This window comes from Vibrio sp. R-1 (genome assembly GCF_035615595.1).
GTDB classification, from domain to species: Bacteria; Pseudomonadota; Gammaproteobacteria; order Enterobacterales; family Vibrionaceae; genus Vibrio; species Vibrio cholerae.
This window is the reverse complement of record NZ_WPDC01000058.1, coordinates 1-20,960: the sequence shown is the minus strand read 5'-3', so window position 1 is coordinate 20,960 and position 20,960 is coordinate 1. Positions and strand designations below refer to the sequence as shown.

Sequence of the window (20,960 nt, the reverse complement as noted above, 5' to 3'; positions counted from 1 at the left end):
AGATTGACTTAATTTCCCCCAGCGGCTTTGAACCATTGGGTTAAATGGGTTTTCAAATCTTTCAATTCATCTGGACCAATCAAAGCCAGCCCCAAATCTTCGGCACGCGTAATATCGTTATGGCGGAGAGGGCGGAAGCTGACCAACATAGCTCGAGCCTGTAGGCCGCCGAGAAGGTCACGCAGTGATTCGAGTTTGTACAAAGTATCGTCACCGTCATCACGCATCCCTTTGGTTTTACACTCAATAATGTGCAGTTTGTTGTTCACCACGGTCGCCACATCCAACTCGTTACGCACTTCTCTCTCTCCAAGCTGGCGATAGACTTGCACGTTCAGCGAGCGATCTTGAATGGTTGGCATGTCATCTTGGATCTGTTTTACAGTGCTGTGAACTAGGGTTTCTAACCACTCACCATTAGCAAAGCGACGAGCCTCTTCGTTTATGAACGTGAGAATACCGTTTTCATAACTGGCGATCTTGGCCTCAACCAGATCGCTGAGTAGCAAGTTTAATTCGCGATAGCCTTGCTGTTTGTCAGATAATTCCACATCCAGCTTCTGCTCTTTTCGGCAAGTGGTGGCGAGGTAATTGAGGGTGGCGAGGCCTGGGCCTAATTCCAATGCATTACTCGCCCAGCGTTCGCCAAGCTGATACAACTGCTGATCTAATTGTGGAGAGAGTTGATGCTCATTGAATTCGCCACGCGCACCAAAAATGGTGAGATAGTCGGCAATGGTGATGCGGTCTTGAACTTGAGTATCGTTATTGCCTTCGGGATACAGCCAGCATAAGCAGTCACTATTGGGTTCTACGACAAAAATTGGCCAGTGGTAGCTGCGAAACACTTCGTAAGCCGACAGCAAGCGGTGGCGTAACCCACAACTGGCGTTGAATTTGACCTCTTCACCACGCGCTTTAAGTGTTTCGGCAAGTTCTCGAATCGCACTTTTGATGGCAGAGGTGTTTGAGCCGGCGGGAATTTCAAAGAAGTCTGTTGAGATATTACGCTTGTTTAAAACGTCGCTAAGGCGTTGATAAATTACCGTTTGGGTATGGTCGCCAATAAAAATAATGTGGCGGCTAACGGTTCGATGATCGAGCAGCGGTGTCACTAAGCGAACCGGGTCCTGATCGATAATCCCTACGTGAATAGCCATAAAGTGTCCTCATGATTTGCTTGCATGAGTGGAGGGAAAAGTGGCGCAAGCTTGTTACTCATATAACGATGAGGTGTTGAAAAAACAAGAGCGACTCTGATGAAAAGTCGCTCTTTGTGGAAAAATTGACAGTAAGGGTATCTAGCAAGAGTGCTAGCCGTTCATAGGATTAGAGTTTAAACCTATGGACTAACTCACTCTGTTGGTTGGCGAGTGCGGTCAAATTCGCACTGGTTTGCGCAATTTGTGACATCGCTTGGTAGCTTTCATCCGAGATATGGTTGATATCTTCGATGCTGCGAGCGATCGAGGTGGTGGTTTCGTTTTGCTCACCGGCCGCTTGAGAGATATGCGTACTCATATGGCTGATTTCGATGATCAATGCTTGAATTTCTTCCATGGCACTGTTGGCATGGGAAGCTTGTTCGACGGAGAGCTCCATATCTTGCATACAGCTCTCAATAACCTTACTGGCTAATGAAGAGCTGGATTGCAGATTGCTGATCATCGATTCGATTTCTGACGTCGATTGCGTTGTGCGCTGCGCAAGAACGCGAACTTCATCCGCCACCACCGCAAAGCCGCGGCCTTGTTCTCCTGCACGCGCCGCTTCAATCGCAGCATTGAGCGCCAAAAGGTTGGTCTGCTCAGCAATATTGCGGATGACATCCAAGATAGAGCCGATTTGGCTGCTCATCTTGCGTAAGTCGCCGACCGCTTCGACTGACTCGATTAAGCGCGTTTCAAGCTGACGGATTGTGCTGATGTTGGTGCTCATGATTTGGCGACCTGACTCTGATGCGGTTTCGACTTGTTGCACCATACCCAGTGAATTCTGTGCACTATTGGCGACTTCTTGCACCGAGTGAGCCATTTCCGTCATTGCGGCTGCGACGCTGGAGGTTTGCTCACGTTGACTGTTGAGCTTATTTTGTGCACTCAGTGAGGTCGTTTGGTTTGTCGATGCTGTCGCGGTCAAATCATCAGAGGCACTGTTGAGTTTGACTAAAATGTCGTGCAGGTTATCGGCAAGACTATTGATGTGACGGCTCAGGCGGCTGAATTCGTTGTTGTAGCGAATCTCAATTCGTTGCGTCATATTGCCTTGGGTGAGGCTTTCTAAGGTTTTGAGGATCCGAGTCACGGGTTCACGCACACTGTGCGCAATGTGGTAACCAATCGCAGTTGCCAATAGAACGACGGCAATACCAATCACTACCGCTTTAATCGCACCTTGTTGGTAAACGGAGCCGGCTTCAGCAAGGGATTGGTTCAGATCGTCGGTCGCCGTTTGGTTAAACGCGCCTAAAATGGTCATCGCTTTGTCCACTTCATTGGCGAGGTTGGCAATATTGTTATAGAGCGCCGTGCGAGCTTGCAGATATTCATTGTGTTGATCCAGCACGCCGCCTTTTTGGCCGATGTCTTGGGTGAATTTCGCGACCGGCTCATCAAAGCGCTCTTTCAACTGTGGCATCTGCGTGGTGAGGCCTCGATACGCGTAGTTTAGGTGGGTAACCGCTTTTTTGTTTTGATTGACCGCTTTTTCCACAAAGGCGACATCTGAACTGGCTAAGGCATCAGAAGTGATCACTTCGGCATCTTTTAATTTGATGAAGTAGCTTTTGGCCATCACTTTGACCGAAATGCTGTCGTTGTCATCGACAAACTCTTTCATCCCGACACTCAGTTCTGAATGAAGACGTTGGAACTCACGAGTCGACTTTTGCACGGAAGCTTGAGCAGCAAACATGGCTTGATAGTTATCCATGGCGAGGTCAGCTTCACTAAAATAGCGGGTTTCGAGTTGCTTTAATTCCGTGATTGGCTGCGCCAGTTCGGGATGATTCACACTGGCTTGACTCAGTTCCGCCAAAACAGATTGAAAGCGCTGTTTAGACTGAGCAAACTCTTGACGCATACCGTCCATGAGCGAAGTATCTTGCGTAGTCAGAAAGTCTTTAAACGATTTATCGGCAGACAAGAGTTGAACACTCGTCTGATTAGAGAGAGAGACGAGAGGCAATGCAGCGGTTGAAACACTTTCAAAATTGCTGTGAATTTGATTCATGCCACGAAGCATGATGGCGACAGTCACCACAAACATGATGATGATCAGCGCAAAACCGGCATACATACGCCGAATAACGGAACCCTGCATAATTTCTCTCCCTCGAAAATCACTCATTGTTATTAGAATTCATCAAAGACAAATTTGTCTTAAAAAAGTAACAAAACAATCATTATTGTATTGAGGTTGGGAAACGCGTTTTATGACCAATACAGCAAAAAAAACCTTTCACCAGTGAGCTTGCTCAGGTTCTTTTAACTGTACGGTGTTTTTTATTGAGCTTTACTATGCCTTGACGCATACTCAAGCCAGAAAAATTCTTAATCAAAACCTTTGTATGGAGTACGTCATGGCGGAAGAAACCATTTTCAGCAAAATCGTTCGTAGAGAGATTCCCGCTGATATTCTTTATCAAGATGAGTTGGTCACTGCATTTCGAGACATTCATCCGCGCGCGCCAAGCCATATTTTGATCATCCCCAATAAGCTCATCCCAACGGTCAATGATGTTGAAGTTGAAGATGAATTAGCACTCGGTCGGCTGTTTACTGTCGCCAAAAAAATCGCTGAGCAAGAAGGGATCGCCGAAAACGGCTACCGCTTGATCATGAACTGTAACTCACACGGGGGTCAGGAGGTCTATCACATCCATATGCATTTGGTGGGTGGTCGTCCGCTTGGGCCGCTTTTGATGGGCTAACTTCATTCTCCGATGTTGATGGTGACGAATCACGTGGTTCAATACATTAAACGACCTAGACGTAGCCTCACTCTTACTTCACTACTGCTCGCGGGGTGTGCCAATCTCACTGCGGGCAATCTTTTTAGCCATTACAGTGCGCAAAACAGTGATTTATATCAGTCTGTTGCGGCAGGGCAATACCAACAAGCTACGCAGTTATTGCCCGATTATGTCGCCGGTGAAGTGTTAGACAACCTTGAAAAAGGGCGGGTTTATTTTCTTAGCCAGCAATACGCAGAAAGCCAGCAAAGTTTGGCTGCTGCAGATTTGGCGGTTAAACAGCAGCAAGATCGAGCGATCATCTCTGTGAGTAGTACAGCGACCAGTGTAGGTTCGCTGGTGGTCAACGATAACTTGAATGAGTACGAACCTGCCGATTATGAACTGGGCTTTTTGCACCTGTATTTAGGGCTAAATTATGTGCGCAATAATGATCTGGATGGTGCATTAGTTGAAATGCGCCGCGCTAACCAAGTTCAGGAAGCCGCTAAAAAACGCCGTGAACAAGAGTTGTCCAGTGCGGAGCAAGAGATGCGCTCACAAGGATTATCCCCGAACTTAGGCAGTGTGCTTGCACAATATCCAGATGCCGGAAAAACCTTACAAGCGGTGCAAAATGGTTATCTGTTGTATCTTTCGGCGCTGCTTTATGAAGCGGATAATGATTTGAACTCGGCTTATGTTGACTACCGCAGAGCGCTGGCGGTTGCCCCTAATAATGCATCGGTTATTGATGGAACACTTCGAGTCGCGTCTCGGCTTGGCATGCAACAAGATCTCAAGCTTCTTAAACAGCAATATGGTGAGCCCAAACGCTTAACCTCTGCGCAAGGCCGAGTCATCGTCATAGAAGAGCAGGGCATAGTACAACCTAAGCAAGCGTGGCGACTCTCTTTACCTTTGTCTGACAGTCGTGGCAATACGGCGCTGTATTCTTTGGCTCTGCCTTATTATCCATCGTCGGTGGCGCAGAGTCGTGTACCGATCAGTCTAAATGGCGCTAGTTTGGCCTCTATGCCAGTTACTGATGTGGATTTGATGGCTAAGCAGGCATTAACGGAGCAAATGCCTGCGTTGGTACTGCGCCAAGCGCTGCGTGTGGTCGCCAAAGACCAATTACGCAAAGAGACGACTCAGGAAGAGGATGTCGCCAATTTAGTGTTTAATATTTGGAATACGTTAACGGAGCAGCCTGATACACGCAGCTGGTTAACCTTGCCCGCCACAGTCAATACGGCCACCCAAGTGGTGAAAGCGGGTGATCAAGTGCTGGATATTGCAGGGACTCACTATACCTTTCATGTTCCAGAAAATGGCACAGCGTTAGTTTGGCTATCTCACCAAGGTAACAATGTGACAATTTGGCATAAACAACTAGGGATACGGTAATGAGAACGTGGCTATTAGCAGTATTAACCGCTTTACTCTTAGTGGGATGCAGTGCTAACACAGCAGGTTTGCGAGTGGATGGCGCATCACAGCAAGTCTTATTTAACGACAGCGCTTTAAGCAAAAGCTTAAGTATTGAGGACATTTCAACCACGAAAGTGGATGGACATACTCGAGGCGTGGTTCGTTTGCAGAGTAACCAAAAAAGCGATGTGCATGTACAGTACCGTTTTTATTGGTATGACAATGATGGGCTTGAAGTGAATACCAAGTTAAGCCCATGGAAAACCATCATTTTGCGAGGTATGGAAACCGTGTCACTGACTGAGGTTTCGGTGAACCCGAACGGTAAGCAGTTTCGCGTCCAGATCCGCGAAAGCGATCAATAAAAAAGCGGTCGAATAAGCGATCGATAAAAATACGTTTTTAAGAGGAATCACGATGAAAAAAAGTGTCATTGCCCTGCTAGGTTTGGCGGTTATCTTAGGGGGATGTTCGAATAAAGTGAGCTACGGTGATGCGCAAGCGGTAGAAACCGTCAATGTTGACTTTGGTTCGACCGACCTGCAAAAAATTGCTGCAGAAATGGTGGATAGCATGATGATGTCAGGCTCGGTTTCTGCCATCACTCGCGATGGTCGCCCGATTGTGTTTGTTGAACGTATTAAGAACAAAACCAGTGAACATATAGATACCGAATCGATCACGGACACCATCAGCACCAAGATGCTCAATTCAGGCAAGTTCCGTTTCGTCGATATGGATCGTGTTGAAGCGGTTCGCGATCAGTTGAACTTCCAGAATAATGACGAACTCGTCAACCAAAGCACAGCGATCCAGTTTGGTAAGATGGTCGGCGCGCAATACATGCTGTACGGCAATCTATCGAGTATCGTGAAAAACGCGGGTAGTGATAAAGACGTCTACTACAAGATGACCATGCGTTTGATGGATCTACAAACAGGTTTAATCGAGTGGGCTGACGAAACCGAAATCCGTAAGCAACAGTCAAAGAGCTTACTCGGTTTGTAATCCACTAGCACAGGGAAGGAGTTGGTTATGGCAAAGATTGCATGGCGAGAAGCAAGCGCACTGGATCCATCGTTGTTGTCATTAAATCACTTTTTCTCTGTGCCGCCAGAATATGCGCAGACCTTGACCGGAGGTCTCACTAATCGTTGCTGGAAAATCGTTGCGGGCGATAGTGCTTTCGTGTGGCGTCCAGCAACGCCTATTACCAAAGCCTTTTCTATTTCTCGATTTCAAGAGTATCAAATCCTCAAAGCGATTGAGCATGATCATATCGGCCCGAAAGCCGAACTGGTTAATGAACACGGCTTGCTTGTGGAATGGATCGATGGCGAATCACTGCGTGATGGTGTCGCTTTTGACGTGGTATTGAAAACGCAAACGCGCATTCATGAGTTGGATATCCATCGCATTCCGGTAGCGCCTTTTAACTATCTTGGTCGAGTTGACCACTACTGGCTACAGATCCGAGATGACCTGAAAACCGATGAGGTTAAAGCGCTCTATGAGCAGTGGCGGTCTGTGCCCAATCTCACCGATGTGGGGCAAGTGCTTTGTCACTTTGATCTGGCTGGCTATAACATGGTGAAAACCGAGCAAGGACAAAGAGTCATCGATTGGGAATACGCCGCCTTGGCCGATCCGCGCATTGATTTAGCGCTGAGTATTGATGTCGCTGGTGAAAACGTACTTGATGCGGTATTCCGTTACTGCCAACGGCGCGAATTATCCGATATCGATGCTTGGGTCTCTGGTGTTCAAGCTTGGCGACCGCGTACCACTATGATGGCAATGCTCTGGTATCTATTGGCTTATCAACTTTGGGCTGACGAACTTTATCGAGATCAGGCGCAGCAACTTGCACAGACTTTGCAGTCGAAACAAGGCTAGCCAAAAGCATAACCAAGCATTACGTGATGAGCGGATGCAGCCGTCAGCGGTAACCTTGTTTGGAGAAATGCGGTTCAAATTCTCTTTACGGTGAAATTCTCTTTACTGATAGTCTACTAGGCTGTTTAAAACCATACTCTTCGTGGTAGATTAAAACCTCAAGGAACGGGGGAGACATTATGATTATTTACTTACACGGATTCGATTCAAATAGCCCGGGTAACCATGAAAAAGTGCTGCAATTGCAATTCATTGATAGCGATGTGCGTTTCATTAATTACAGCACCTTACATCCCAAACATGATATGCAACATCTACTGAAAGAGGTGCATAAGGCGATCGAGCAGTCTGGCGATCCAAATCCACTGATTTGCGGTGTCGGGCTCGGTGGTTATTGGTCTGAGCGGATTGGTTTTTTGTGTGGAATAAAGCAGGTTATCTTTAACCCTAACTTGCATCCTGAATTGACGATGCAGGGGCGCATTGATCGCCCAGAAGAGTACGAAGACATCTCCACCAAATGCGTTGAAAAATTCCGAGCGAAGAATCAAGGTCGTTGTCTGGTGATCCTGTCCCGTCAGGATGAAATTCACGATAACCAGAAAACCGCGCAAGAGCTACAAGACTATTACCACATTGTTTGGGATGACACTCAAACGCATAAATTCAAAAAAATCTCTCATCATTTGCAAGCGATGAAAGCCTTCAAAGCGGCTTAGTTTCCCTAAGCGATGCGATCTTGAACAGCCTCTTTTAGAGGCTGTTTTTACTTATCCAAACCCACAAAAAATCTAATGAGAATGACTGAATCTGTGGTTGCGTGATGAAATCAGCCCTATATAATGACCAGCACTAAGATTTGTTGATAAATATCAAAATAAATTGAGAGCGAGTGGAAAACTTGCCGATTATTTGTGTTAGCGCAGCTTTTTGCTGCCGAGTAACGTGCCACTGAGAGTAACCAAACCTCACCCAAGTCTGCTGGATGTTAAACGCATCATGGCGATAACAGATTCCCTCAGCACGAGCAATCGGGCTGGATAATAATTATTCATCTTTATTTGAGGATTGTTGTTGTGACACGAATTATCGTTGTAGGTGGTGGCGCTGGCGGTTTAGAGCTGGTGACCAAACTGGGTCGCACACTCGGGCGCAAAGGTCGAGCCAATGTAACCTTGGTGGATCGCAATTCAAGTCATCTCTGGAAACCTTTGTTGCATGAAGTGGCAACAGGTTCACTGGATGAAGGCGTAGATGCGCTGAGTTACCGCGCACATGCGAAAAACCATAGCTTCGATTTCCAGCTCGGTAGCTTAGCGTCGATTGATCGTGAAAGTAAAACGATCACGCTCAGTGAACTGAAAGATGAGCATGGTGAGCTTCTGATGCCAAAGCGTGATTTAGAATACGATATTCTGGTATTAGCGATTGGCTCGACGTCTAATGATTTCAATACTCCGGGCGTGAAGGAGCACTGTATTTTCCTAGATAGCCCAGAGCAAGCAAACCGTTTCCGTACGGAAATGAACAACGAGTTTTTGAAGCTGCACGCGAAAAACGGTCAAGGTTCTGTGGATATCGCTATCGTTGGCGCGGGCGCAACAGGTGTTGAGCTATCGGCTGAATTACATAATGCGGTCAAAGAGTTACGCACTTATGGATTTGGTGACCTCGATTCAAGCAAGCTGAACGTGAACTTGATTGAAGCGGGTGAGCGTATTTTGCCAGCACTGCCACCACGCATTTCGGCGGCAGCACATCAAGAGCTGACCAAGTTAGGCGTGAATGTACGCACGATGACCATGGTGACCAAAGCGGAGAAAGATGGCCTGACGACCAAAGATGGCGAAAAGATTTCTGCGCACATCATGGTTTGGGCGGCAGGGATTAAGGCACCTGATTTCATGAAAGACATCGCAGGCCTTGAAACGAACCGGATTAACCAATTGGTCGTGAAAGGCACACTACAAACCACACGTGATGATGACATCTTTGTCATTGGCGACTTAGCCCAGTGCACACAGGCGGATGGCAAATTTGTACCACCTCGCGCACAGGCGGCGCACCAAATGGCTTCACTGGCATTTCGTAATATTGTGGCCAAAATGTATGGCCGCGAGCTCAAAGCTTACGTTTATAAAGATCATGGCTCACTGGTTTCCCTCAGCCGTTTCTCAACGGTCGGTAGCCTAATGGGTAACTTAACTCGTGGCTCTATGATGGTCGAAGGGCGTATTGCTCGCGTGGTGTACATCTCTTTATACCGTATGCACCAAATGGCGCTGCACGGCATGATTAAAACCGGTTTGATGATGTTGGTGGGGCGTATTAACCGCGTTCTGCGTCCAAACCTCAAGCTACACTAATCATGTTAGATAGAATCAAGCGGCACTCGTAGCCGCTTGATTTTTATCTATCCCAAAACGAAAGGGGGGCCGTTAGGCGGTCAGTCAGTGTATGTCTATCAACATAGACAGGCTATGGAATTAAAGAGAACACAATGCCGGCTTTCGGCTCGCCAGCATACAAAAAGCGGTTGGGTGCTAACTGCTCTCGATTGGCGCCACAGCGCAGCGCTAATGCCTGACTGGGTACATTTTCCGGATCACAAACGATCTCCAAACGTGTTAATTCCAAACGCTCAAAACAGAATAAAATCAGCGCAGTGAGTGCTTCCTTACCATAGCCTTGTCTTTGATAACGATCCCCAATCCAATACCCCAGACTGGCCATATTGAAAGTATGGTAAAACTCATTAATCGCCACCATCCCGACTAAGGTTTGCGTTTGTCGTTCAAATACGCCAAATCCATAAGCTTCGGCTTTAACCCAATTAAGTCGTGTGGCTTGAATAAACTGCTCTGCTTCTTGCTGGCTAAACAACGCATGACACCAATCCACCCATTGATGAAGCGTTTGTGACTGACGAATACACTGTACCAACTCTTCAGCTTCATCGGCAGTGATGAGGCGAAGCTGCAAGCGCTGAGTGACGATTTGAAAATCCGGAGTCATGGTTTATCCCTTTATCTTTTTATGTATACCCAAACGACTTGGAGTTAGGAGGCAAGTGGGAGCATCCCCATGAACATAGAAAGTTCTATGATTGGGGGAATGAACCTAGCCAATACCACAGCGCTTCAAGTAGGAAAGGTATCATCCGATGCACTCGTCTCTTGATTATAAGCAACGAAGTAAGATTTGTGGAAAATCAGTGGTTTTGTGGCGTAAGAGTGGAAGAAGGTGTGAGCATAGCGATAAAAAAGCCGCTCCGGATGGAGCGGCTGGCAGAAGTATCTTTACTTCAACGGAACGCGAATGGTCGCTGAACGGAAGCTGTTGTGGGTTAACCAGCTTGGTTGTGCATCCGTTGGGATAGTACCGTTGGCGTTAATATCTGAGAAATTAAACGCGTACTGGTTCCAGATACGAGTCGCATTTCGCCAAGGTTTGCTTGGGTCGGCGGACTCATACACAAACACACCGTGGTTGACTTGGCTTTCGCGATCGTAGTCATTGGCAACCATGATCAGTGAAGCGTTATTGTTGCCTTCTAAGTCTGCCACGACTGGGTATTCCCACAAGGTGCCAGAAGAGTTCGCAATAATGCCCATCACACGGCCCGTTTTGCCATCGAGAATACGCATTCTCAAACGATCTTGAACCAACACTTCATCAATACCATCACCGGTAAAGTCGTAAGCGGAGACACCAATTTTGCCGCTGTTCAGGTCATCGTTAGCCACAGACCACACTTTGTTGCCTTGCGCATCGTACATGTCAACCGCGTAGTAACCCGCGTACACAATGCCCATGTGTGATTGGTCAGCAGTCACTTTACCAACTAGGAACTGAACTGCATTGACTTGCTGTTTGTGCTTGTGAAGATCTTTCTCTTTACTCCACACATTCATCCCTAAGAGTTGCGACCCTTTTGGAATAACGTAATGTGTCGTGGTTGATTTTCTGATGCCAAAGAAGTTAAAAGCAGAGTCTTTTGAGCCAGTAGTAACTTTAGAGCCATCATCAAGCGTGAACGTCATCTCAAGAATACCATAGGCCCAAGTGTATTTATTTTTACCATAAGTCACCTCTACCGCACGGACTTTACTGGTATCGATTGTGCTTAGAGAACCGCCACTTCCACCAATCATGTTTTGGCTATTGGTACCAATCGCGTCAACTACAGCGCCAGAGCGGATTGCTAACAATCGATCGTTTCCAGCTATGATTTGTCGTAGATAGGCGCAATCGGTGTAGCCATATGCATAAGATTTAGTATCAACGATTATTGAATTTATGCTCGGTTTCCCCAGAAAACTGGAAACAGCTTGTACGCTTCCTCCTGGGTTGGACATGTTATTTACTTGCCATTTTATCGTACCGTCATGTTCAAGAACGGCAATTTCACTATTCTCTGGCGTACTTAATGAAGCTGGAACTGAAATTATAAGCTCAGGTTTATTATCCCCATCAAGGTTAGCCACAGATGAGAACCAGACGGTATCATTGGCTTGATATTGCCATAAATAATTGCCGTTGTTTTGGTACAAAGTGCCGTCAGCGAACACTTCACGTTGGCCATTGTCATTGCTGTCAAAAGCAATCGAACCGGGTGTCCAATCATGGCTAAATAATAATCCAGAGTCATAGCTATAAACGCCATCGGCAGAAAGAATTTCAAGTTGACCATTGCCAGTAATATCAGCGAGAGTTATTGCACCCACAGAACGCCAGCCTGAAGCCGACTTGAGGATCTGTTTCTTGATGTTTCCGTGGTTGTCTAAGATATTGATGTAGGGGGTTAATGTGCTGGTTGATACGATTTCAATCTTACCATCCCCATCCAGATCGGCTGCGGCGACTGGATAACGAGCATCGGCAATCACTCCACCGTTGCTATAACTCCACAACTCGGAACCATCCACTCCACTAAGAGTGCGAATATAGCCACCTTGAGTATATTGATTACCTTCAAAGGTGACGACTATGATATCCGCCACATCATTTTCGTCGATTTTTCCATCGCCGTTATCGTCGTTGAGCTGCACCACGATAGGTGCGACCATGACTTGGTTGGACTCTGGGTGAAAAGTACTCGTAGACCATGACCATTTTAGTTTGGTTTGGATTTCATTGTGCGCAAATGCTGGAGCTTGAGCCAGAAGAAGCGAACCAAGCGCGTACATGGGGAGATGAAGTTTCATAGTGTTACCTTATGGCTTATTCGTTAATGTCTTTGTATTCACCGTAGTATCACTCTTACTTTGCATTGAAGATGGGTAAAGAAGGTCAATAAGGAATGACAACACAGGAAATACACCAAAAGCCTAGAGATTATCTATGTGGTGATGATTGCTATTCAATCCTGCGACTATGTCAAATGATGACGTTCTTATCTTCATGATATTTAATGGTTTTACATGTGAGAAGGTGAGCCTTGATTGAGACAGGAAGAGCCCAAAGTGGCCATCTGGTTGTGTTCTATTTGTACGTTTAATGGTTTGTTTGAGACTAATAACAAAAAAGCCGCTCCGGATGGAGCGGCTGGCAGGAGTATCTTTACTTCAGCGGAACGCGAATGGTCGCTGAACGGAAGCTGTTGTGGGTTAACCAGCTTGGTTGTGCATCCGTTGGGATAGTACCGTTGGCGTTAATATCTGAGAAATTAAACGCGTACTGGTTCCAGATACGAGTCGCATTTCGCCAAGGTTTGCTTGGGTCGGCGGACTCATACACAAACACACCGTGGTTGACTTGGCTTTCGCGATCGTAGTCATTGGCAACCATGATCAGTGAAGCGTTATTGTTGCCTTCTAAGTCTGCCACGACTGGGTATTCCCACAAGGTGCCAGAAGAGTTCGCAATAATGCCCATCACACGGCCCGTTTTGCCATCGAGAATACGCATTCTCAAACGATCTTGAACCAACACTTCATCAATACCATCACCGGTAAAGTCGTAAGCGGAGACACCAATTTTGCCGCTGTTCAGGTCATCGTTAGCCACAGACCACACTTTGTTGCCTTGCGCATCGTACATGTCAACCGCGTAGTAACCCGCGTACACAATGCCCATGTGTGATTGGTCAGCAGTCACTTTACCAACTAGGAACTGCACCGCATTGACTTGCTGTTTGTGTTTAAAGAGGTGTTTCTCTTTACTCCATACATTCATACCCAAGAGCTGTGAGCCTTGTGGAATGTCATAGCGTACTGTGGTCGATTTCGACAGTGTCACAGGAACGGCATAAGGGATGGTTTTCTCTTTCCATACTGGCGCTAAATAAGCCACTTGTTTAGTATGCCAGCCAAAGAACCAGTAAGAGACGGTTTTGGTACGCCACTCAAGACCTAGATAAGGAACCGTTTTAGTTTTCCACTCTAATCCTAGATAAGTAAACGCAGAATCTTTTGATCCCACAGTGACTTTTGCGCCGTTATCGAGAGTAAAACTCATCTCGAGGACACCATACTTCCAGGTGTATTTGTTTTTACCGTAAGTCACATCAATGGCGCGGACTTTACTGGTATCAATTGTGCTGAGTGAGCCACCGCTGCCGCCGATCATGTTTTGGCTATTAGCACCAATTGCATCGACTACAGCACCAGAACGAATTGCTAACTGATGATTTTCTGCGAGAACACGTTGCTGATGTGCCCAGTGAGTGTAGCCATAAACGGCAGACTGAGCATCAACAGTGGTTGCACTGGAGCTTGGTTTACCCAGAAAACTGGAGACGGCTTGTACGCTACCACCTGGGTTAGATAGGTTGTTGACTCGCCATTTCACTGAGCCATCATGCTCAAGCACAGCGATTTCACTGTTCTCGGGTGTGCTCAAAGACGCTGGAACCGACACGACCAGTTCAGGCTTATCATCGCCATCAAGGTTTGCAACGGAAGAGAACCAAACGGTGTCATTGGCTTGGTATTGCCATAGGTAAGCACCGTTGTTTTGATAGAGTGTACCGTTGGCAAAGACTTCACGTTGGCCATCGCCATTGCTATCAAACGCAATCGAACTTGGTGCCCAATCATGACTAAAGAGCAAGCCTGATTCGTAGCTATAAACACCATCGGCAGCCAGAATTTCAATGTTGCCATCGCCATTAATGTCTGCCAGTGCAATATCACCCACAGAACGCCAGCCTGAAGCAGATTTCAGCAGTTGCTTTTTGATGTTGCCTTGGTTGTCTAAGATATTGATGTAGGGGGTTAATGTGCTGGTTGATACGATTTCAATCTTACCATCCCCATCCAGATCGGCTGCGGCGACTGGATAACGAGCATCGGCAATCACTCCACCGTTGCTATAACTCCACAACTCGGAGCCATCCACACCGCTCAGGGCGCGGATATAACCACCATTCGCGTACTTATTACCTTCAAAGGTGACCACAATAATGTCAGCCACATCTTTCTCATCAATTTTGCCATCGCCATTATCGTCGTTGAGTTGTACGACAATTGGCGCGGCCATCACTTGGTTGGACTCTGGGTGAAAAGTACTCGTAGACCATGACCATTTTAGTTTGGTCTGTATATCACTGCTGCTTGACGCGAATGCGGTGCTTTGAGTCATTAAATGGCTCAACGCGAGAACGCTTATCGCGGTCAACGTTTTTGTCTGTTTCATGGCTTGACCTTCATCTCTCTTGACAGTTCGAGTGGGTTGTATAATGAGTTTCCTTACTCTCTCGTTAGATTGATGCGCAAATACGTGGAAGAGATGGTGGCATCAATAACGAAATGCTGAGAGCGATAAGATTATCAGTGGCAACTACTAGAAGGTTCAACCCACTCAAAGGCTTATAAACATGAGTTCTTGTTTGATAGACAAATCCACTCATTAAATGTGAGAGAGTGAATCATTTTTGAAACAGACGGGAGGTAGCACTAACAACTCTGATCTCTAGAAGGGGGTGAGTTTGAATCCGCTTAAACCGCGTATTCAAACTCACGATCGAGTCTTACTCAGCAACGCGGCGGACTTGAATGATCACGCCCATGAGAGGGTGATCCAGATAGTGGGTTTCACCACTGCGCATACGGCGTTTCTGATCGAGACGGTAACTTTTCAGGAAGGTTTCTTCCTGAACTTTAGGTGAGACCGATTCAAGCATGCCAGCTTGTACCGTTGCGCCTTGTTCTTCATTAGTGCCCAATTCTAAAGGCGAGTCTTGCAATACGACTTCGCGTACCGAGGGCTTTTTCAAATCCAGCACGGCTTCAGCAAACAAAAAGTGCTGAACGTAAATTTGTAAAGTGCCATCAAGTTCATACAGCGGGTTGGCGATGCTCATTTCACTGACACCATCTACGGGGGCGGTGACTGTGCTGCCAACTGGGCTTCCATTGGCTTGAAACTGCCCAGAAAAATCTCGACCTGCTTGAATATGGAATACAGGAGCGGATTGGCGACCCTGATCATTTTGACGCCAAGCGGTATGCAGTAACACATTGAAGCCTGCGTGGTTGCGTAATTTCTGCGCTTCACTATTGAGTTGATAAGCGGAGCTTGGCAATAGTGTTACGCCTTTACTTTGGCGAAAGCTAACATCGGCAAAACTGCCTGCGCGATCAACATTGATGGCAGGTAAGCTGTTAGGCCAAGACTCACTCACTTTTTCCGCATCTACTGCTCGTTTAAAAATGATCACTTCAATATCAAACTGCCGAGCCGCCATGCTGGGCATTGCAATCAGCAACAGCAGCAGTGGGATCAATCTTTTCATTGTCACTCCATCGTTCAGTGTTTCACACTGGGTCATTACTGGTGATTTGTGCTATATCCCTTGCGAATGAATCCCGCGAAGGGATTGGCTTAGTTCATTCGCCCTAATCTTAGTGTTATCTCGCGATTAAAGGCGTAATGATTTGCCGCTTACCTGTCCTATCAATTTGAGAATCTTACCGAGCAGGTAGTACATTTTGCTGGAAATTCTTCAACATGTCAGCGACAAATTGAATGCGCGCGCTGCGTTCAACCAAAGGCAAGGTAAATTTCAATTTGGTTGGTCCATCCATCGCCAGTAACTTTGGTTGCGATTGCAGCAGTTTAACCAAAAACACCGGGTTAATGTCAGCATTGGGATAGAACTCTACGTATCCGCCACGCTCATGCGCCTCAATTTTACGCACTTTTAGGCGCATAGCATTGAGTTTCAGTTCAGCAATGGCGAGTAAGTTTAACGCGGCGTCCGGTAATTTACCAAAGCGATCAATCAATTCGACTTTGAGTTCAGCCAATTCGTCTTCACTCGCTACGCTGGCGATCTGTTTGTACATGGATAACCGCGTATTGATATCGGGGATGTACTCTTCCGGCAGCAAGGCTGGTAGGCGCATTTCGACTTCGGTCTGCTCACGCAGTAAATCATCCAGCGCAGGTTCTTTGCCTGATTTTAGGGCTTCGACCGCTTGTTCGAGCATTTCCATATACAGAGTAAAACCGACCGACTGAATCTGGCCACTTTGCTCTTCGCCTAACAATTCACCGGCCCCGCGAATTTCTAGGTCGTGCGTGGCGAGAGTAAAGCCGGCCCCCAAATCTTCTAAAGAGGCAATCGCCTCTAGGCGTTTGACCGCATCTTTGGTAATCGCTTTAGGCGGTGGCGTTAACAGGTAAGCATAGGCTTGGTGATGCGAACGACCGACGCGGCCACGTAACTGGTGCAACTGGGCTAAACCTAAGCTGTCTGCGCGATCCATGATGATGGTATTCGCGGTCGGAACGTCGATACCGGTTTCGATGATCGTGGTACACACCAGCAAATTGAAACGCTGGTGGTAGAAATCGTTCATCACTTTTTCCAGCTCACGTTCACGCATCTGCCCGTGAGCGACGGTAATCCGCGCTTCAGGCACCAGTTTTTCTAAATCTGCGGCCACTTTATCGATGGTTTCAACCTGATTATGCAGAAAGTACACCTGACCACCGCGCATAATTTCACGCAGTACCGCTTCACGGATCACACTATCTTCACTTTGACGAACAAAGGTTTTGATGGCTAAACGGCGCGCTGGAGGGGTGGCAATAATCGACAGGTCACGCATACCACTCATGGCCATGTTGAGTGTACGTGGGATTGGCGTGGCAGTGAGAGTCAGAATATCCACATCGGCACGCATCGCTTTGACTTTTTCTTTTTGGCGCACCCCGAAACGGTGTTCTTCGTCAACAATCAGCAAGCCAAGATCCGCAAAACGAATTTCGCTAGAGAGCAACTTATGAGTACCGACCAGAATATCGACTTTGCCGTCCGCTACATCTTGTAGGATTTGTTTTTGCTCTTTGGCTGATTTAAAGCGGGAGAGCACTTCGACGCGGATCGGCAAGTTAGCAAAGCGGTCGCGGAAGTTTTCAAAATGCTGCTGGGCCAGTAGAGTTGTTGGGACTAACACGGCGACTTGCTTGCCATTATCGGTCGCGACAAACGCGGCGCGCATTGCTACTTCGGTTTTACCAAAGCCTACGTCACCACACACCAAACGATCCATGGCTTTGGCTTGACACATGTCGGATAGCACGGCGTTGATCGCCATCGCTTGGTCATCGGTTTCTTCAAACGGGAAGGTGGCTTTGAAGGTCGCGTATTGTTCACGGTCGAGATGGAATTTAAAGCCCGGTTTGATTTCGCGCTTGGCATACACATCCAAAAGTTCTGCCGCGACATCGCGCACTTTTTCCGCCGCTTTGCGGCGCGCTTTGACCCACGCTTCACCCCCTAATTTATGCAATTGGGCGGCTTCTTCTGCGCCACCGGAGTAGCGGCTGATCAGGTTCAGTGACGAAACCGGTACATACAGCTTGGCTTCGTTTTGGTACTCCAGCATCACGTATTCGCTGACCATGCCACCCGCTTCAAGAGTTTGTAAGCCTAAGTAGCGGCCGATACCATGATCAATATGGACAACGGGTTGCCCCGGTTTGAGCTCGGCAAGGTTGCGGATCACCGCATCACTGTTGGTGACGTTTTTGCGATCTTTTTTGCGGCGACGTTGAATCACCCGATCGCCCAGTAAATCGCTCTCACAAATCAAGGCAACTTGATTATCACCATAGATAAATCCGCGCTCTGCTGAGCCGAGCATCAGTGAGTATTTTTCCGTTTGTTGGCACGCAAGACTGAAATCATTTTGACTTTGCGGGCGCAATTTAATGCGCTGTAACAACTCCAGTAGCGCTTCACGGCGACCTTCCGACTCGACTGAGAAAATGATTTTGCCGGTAAATTGTTCGCTAAATTGGCGCAGTGCCACCAAAGGCTCTTTGTTTTGATGTTCAACGGCCAATACGGGTAGTGGTTGAACTTGCGCATTCATTCGACCGGCACGCAGCTCGATAGGTGAGCTTGTCAGTTGGACTTGCGGCAGAGTTTTAAAGTGGGCAAATAGCTCATCTTTACGCAGCCACAACTCATTGGGCGGCAGCAGTGGGCGCAGTGGGTCGATATTGCGTTGGTCGTAGCGATAATCGACATCGGTCAAGAACTGGTCGATGGCTTTTTCCAGCTCGCCCACCACCAAAAGCTGGCTGTTGGCGGGCAGGTAATCAAACAGGGTCTCGCTGTGCTCAAAAAAGAGTGGCTGCCAATACTCAATCCCTGCGGGCCAAGTGCCTTTAGAGACTTGGCTGTAAACCGATTCCGGCTCGCGGCGCGCTTCAAAACGCTGTCGCCAGCGGTTACGAAACTCTTCGATCGCCGCGGCAGTCGTCGGAAACTCATGGGCGGGCAGCAGGCGAATTTCATCCATTTCAGCGATTGAGCGCTGATTGTCTGGATCAAAGGTGCGAATGGTGTCGATTTCATCATCAAAGAAATCGATCCGGAATGGGTCGCTACTGCCCATCGGGAAGAGATCAAGAATCGAACCGCGACTGGCGTATTCACCGGGGCCAAAGACCTGATCGACATGGCGATAGCCGCTGTTTTCTAACTGCAAGCGCAGTTTATCCAGTGAAAAGTGATCGCCACGTTTAACGATTAAGGTGTGCTGCAACAAAAAGTCACGTGGTGACTGGCGCTGAAGCAAGGTACTGACGGGGACAATCGTGATACCGCGCGTTAAGCTTGGGAGCTGATACAAACGCGAAATACGATCAGAAATGATGTCCTGATGGGGTGAAAAATTATCGTAGGGCAGCGTTTCCCAATCGGGGAAGAGCGCCACTTCGCTGTGGCTAAACTGTTCCACTTCGTGTAGCAATTTGAGCGCGGTTTGTGGATCGGGCACGGCGAGCAAAGTATGGCTCGTATGAGCATTGGCGAGTTCCGCAATGGCCAGCGCTAAACTTGCGCCGTGTAAATTACCGATGGCTTTTTTGTCTCCGGCACCTTGCGCCGAAAACAGAGAGAGTAAAGAGTGTGTAGTCATAGTCACGCTTGAGGTTTTTCTCGGTCTAGTGAGCGTTGACGCAGCAGGCGCTGCTGTTGGTAGAGAGCGGCTTTGATCAGCAAATCCTGATCCACATCGCGCAGCAGGTCATACTTGAGAGTCACTAAGGTGTGCTCAGGCTCTTGCTGGCATTGCATCACACTGGCGTAGCAATAAATCGCGGCGGCGGGGTATTCCAAAAACAGTTTTACCCGCACTTTTTGTCCAATCTGCAGTGGTGATTTGGCCAAATAGGTCAGTTGACTGGCACCAAAACGAGTGGTCGCACTGCGTGATTGAGGATCATCTTGCTGCGACAGCATAAAAGTCAGCAGTAGATTGAGTTTGGCATTTTGCGCTTCAAGCAGTTGCAATACACTTTTAAAGTCGCTGTTTTTCAGCTCCATGCGTGCGCTATCACTGAGTTGTTCCAACTGGCTAAATTCGCTGGCGACCACAAATGGCGCGGGTATCTCCGCTTCAAAAATCTCATGAGAAGGTAGGGTGAAATGCTCCGCCAACGGCTCCACATTGATGGTTAGCGCGTGGTGAACAGTAAAGAATTCTTGGTCATTCATAGAGGGTTCCTTCTCACATCTGTGTTGATTATCGTCATAAGCAGTAACTAATCAAGGTATGTCCTTGTTATCGGTGTGAAATAAACGTTCTCTTACACAGATTTGATAAAGAAAAACTACAACCGCGCAGGGATTCTCGCTACATTAACGCCATTCTCTTCCTATGGTTGGATTTATGTTTCATCCGATTTCGGCTTTTATTGGTTTGCGCTATTTGCGCGGCCGCTCAGGGGATCGTTTTAGCCGCTTTGTCTCTTATATGTCGACGGCGGGGATCACGATCGGTGTGATGTCGCTAGTTACTGTTTTATCGGTGATGAACGGTTTTGAGGCGCAGCTTAAGTCACGCATTCTTGGGGTGTTACCTCAAGCGGTCGTTAGTGAAGACGCAGGCAAAACCACCCTCAGCGCAACGCCCCCAGATTTTGTCACGGCATTATCGACTCAGCGCCCACCTGAGCCGTTAGTGCGCAGTGAAGCTGTGGTGCAAAGTGCCTCGCAATTGGCCGCGGGGTTGCTGATTGGTATCGAGCCACAACAAAATGATCCGATTGAGCAACACCTGATTGCAGGTCGGGTAACGGCTTTGCAAGCGGGCGAGTATCAACTCTTTCTTGGGCATCTTCTTGCGCGCAGTTTGAATGTCACCGTGGGTGATAAAGTGCGTTTGATGGTGACAGAAGCGAGCCAATTTACCCCGTTGGGCCGTTTGCCCAGTCA

Annotated in this window: 16 protein-coding genes; 8 read left to right on the top strand and 8 right to left on the bottom strand. The window is 47.6% G+C overall.

The genetic code is table 11. The annotated features are described in order from the left end of the window. Positions 1-8: 8 nt before the first annotated feature. Together GOU96_RS12335 and GOU96_RS12330 are read right to left on the bottom strand one after the other, a co-directional pair. The gene (locus GOU96_RS12335) at positions 9-1,160 is read right to left on the bottom strand and encodes a DUF1887 family protein (RefSeq protein WP_000974439.1); all 1,152 of its coding nucleotides are present in this window, start codon (positions 1,158-1,160) and stop codon (positions 9-11) included. Positions 1,161-1,329: 169 nt separating this feature from the next. After that, the gene (locus GOU96_RS12330; protein WP_181743271.1) at positions 1,330-3,321 is read right to left on the bottom strand and encodes a methyl-accepting chemotaxis protein; all 1,992 of its coding nucleotides are present in this window, start codon (positions 3,319-3,321) and stop codon (positions 1,330-1,332) included. A 259-nt stretch (positions 3,322-3,580) separates the two neighbouring features. On the opposite strand from GOU96_RS12330, the gene hinT reads away from it, so the two are divergent. The 7 genes from hinT to GOU96_RS12295 all read left to right on the top strand — a co-directional run bounded on the left by hinT (position 3,581) and on the right by GOU96_RS12295 (position 9,648). Further along, positions 3,581-3,931: a purine nucleoside phosphoramidase gene (gene hinT, locus GOU96_RS12325; RefSeq protein WP_000807128.1), complete on the top strand. Its 351-nt coding sequence runs from the start codon at positions 3,581-3,583 to the stop codon at positions 3,929-3,931. Positions 3,932-3,943: 12 nt separating this feature from the next. Continuing rightward, a complete protein-coding gene (locus tag GOU96_RS12320) occupies positions 3,944-5,362 on the top strand; it encodes a COG3014 family protein (RefSeq protein WP_267781430.1) in 1,419 nt (472 codons plus the stop codon). Next, the gene (locus GOU96_RS12315; protein ID WP_113610000.1) at positions 5,362-5,751 is read left to right on the top strand and encodes a YcfL family protein; all 390 of its coding nucleotides are present in this window, start codon (positions 5,362-5,364) and stop codon (positions 5,749-5,751) included. The genes GOU96_RS12320 and GOU96_RS12315 overlap by 1 nt, the downstream gene beginning before the upstream one ends. A gap of 52 nt (positions 5,752-5,803) precedes the next feature. Next, positions 5,804-6,394 (top strand): penicillin-binding protein activator LpoB, encoded by a 591-nt coding sequence (gene lpoB, locus GOU96_RS12310; RefSeq protein WP_000750164.1) that lies wholly within the window; start codon positions 5,804-5,806, stop codon positions 6,392-6,394. Positions 6,395-6,421: 27 nt separating this feature from the next. Continuing rightward, complete coding sequence (locus tag GOU96_RS12305) at positions 6,422-7,282, top strand: phosphotransferase (protein ID WP_113610001.1); 861 nt, start codon at positions 6,422-6,424, stop codon at positions 7,280-7,282. A gap of 179 nt (positions 7,283-7,461) precedes the next feature. Next, complete coding sequence (gene ycfP / locus GOU96_RS12300; protein WP_113628483.1) at positions 7,462-8,001, top strand: alpha/beta hydrolase YcfP; 540 nt, start codon at positions 7,462-7,464, stop codon at positions 7,999-8,001. A gap of 357 nt (positions 8,002-8,358) precedes the next feature. After that, positions 8,359-9,648 (top strand): NAD(P)/FAD-dependent oxidoreductase, encoded by a 1,290-nt coding sequence (locus tag GOU96_RS12295; RefSeq protein ID WP_000196857.1) that lies wholly within the window; start codon positions 8,359-8,361, stop codon positions 9,646-9,648. A 112-nt stretch (positions 9,649-9,760) separates the two neighbouring features. Here the strand turns inward: GOU96_RS12295 and GOU96_RS12290 are convergent, their stop codons facing one another. From GOU96_RS12290 to GOU96_RS12265, 6 genes are all read right to left on the bottom strand, one after another. Beyond that, positions 9,761-10,297 carry a GNAT family N-acetyltransferase gene (locus tag GOU96_RS12290; RefSeq protein WP_000186700.1) on the bottom strand — a complete coding sequence of 179 codons (537 nt, stop codon included), beginning with the start codon at positions 10,295-10,297 and terminating at the stop codon, positions 9,761-9,763. Positions 10,298-10,581: 284 nt separating this feature from the next. Beyond that, positions 10,582-12,489 (bottom strand): beta-prism lectin domain-containing protein, encoded by a 1,908-nt coding sequence (locus GOU96_RS12285; protein WP_258502098.1) that lies wholly within the window; start codon positions 12,487-12,489, stop codon positions 10,582-10,584. Positions 12,490-12,844: 355 nt separating this feature from the next. Next, on the bottom strand, positions 12,845-14,920 hold the full coding sequence (locus GOU96_RS12280; protein WP_324701972.1) for a beta-prism lectin domain-containing protein: 2,076 nt from the start codon (positions 14,918-14,920) through the stop codon (positions 12,845-12,847). 334 nt (positions 14,921-15,254) lie between these two features. After that, positions 15,255-16,019, bottom strand: a complete 765-nt coding sequence (locus GOU96_RS12275; protein WP_000825630.1) for a peptidoglycan binding protein CsiV — start codon at positions 16,017-16,019, stop codon at positions 15,255-15,257. Positions 16,020-16,194: 175 nt separating this feature from the next. Then, positions 16,195-19,662: a transcription-repair coupling factor gene (gene mfd / locus GOU96_RS12270; RefSeq protein WP_267782614.1), complete on the bottom strand. Its 3,468-nt coding sequence runs from the start codon at positions 19,660-19,662 to the stop codon at positions 16,195-16,197. A 2-nt stretch (positions 19,663-19,664) separates the two neighbouring features. Then, positions 19,665-20,240: a PilZ domain-containing protein gene (locus GOU96_RS12265; protein ID WP_000999601.1), complete on the bottom strand. Its 576-nt coding sequence runs from the start codon at positions 20,238-20,240 to the stop codon at positions 19,665-19,667. 175 nt (positions 20,241-20,415) lie between these two features. On the opposite strand from GOU96_RS12265, the gene GOU96_RS12260 reads away from it, so the two are divergent. After that, positions 20,416-20,960: ABC transporter permease (locus GOU96_RS12260; RefSeq protein WP_324701971.1), on the top strand; the 545-nt coding region annotated here is incomplete at its 3' end.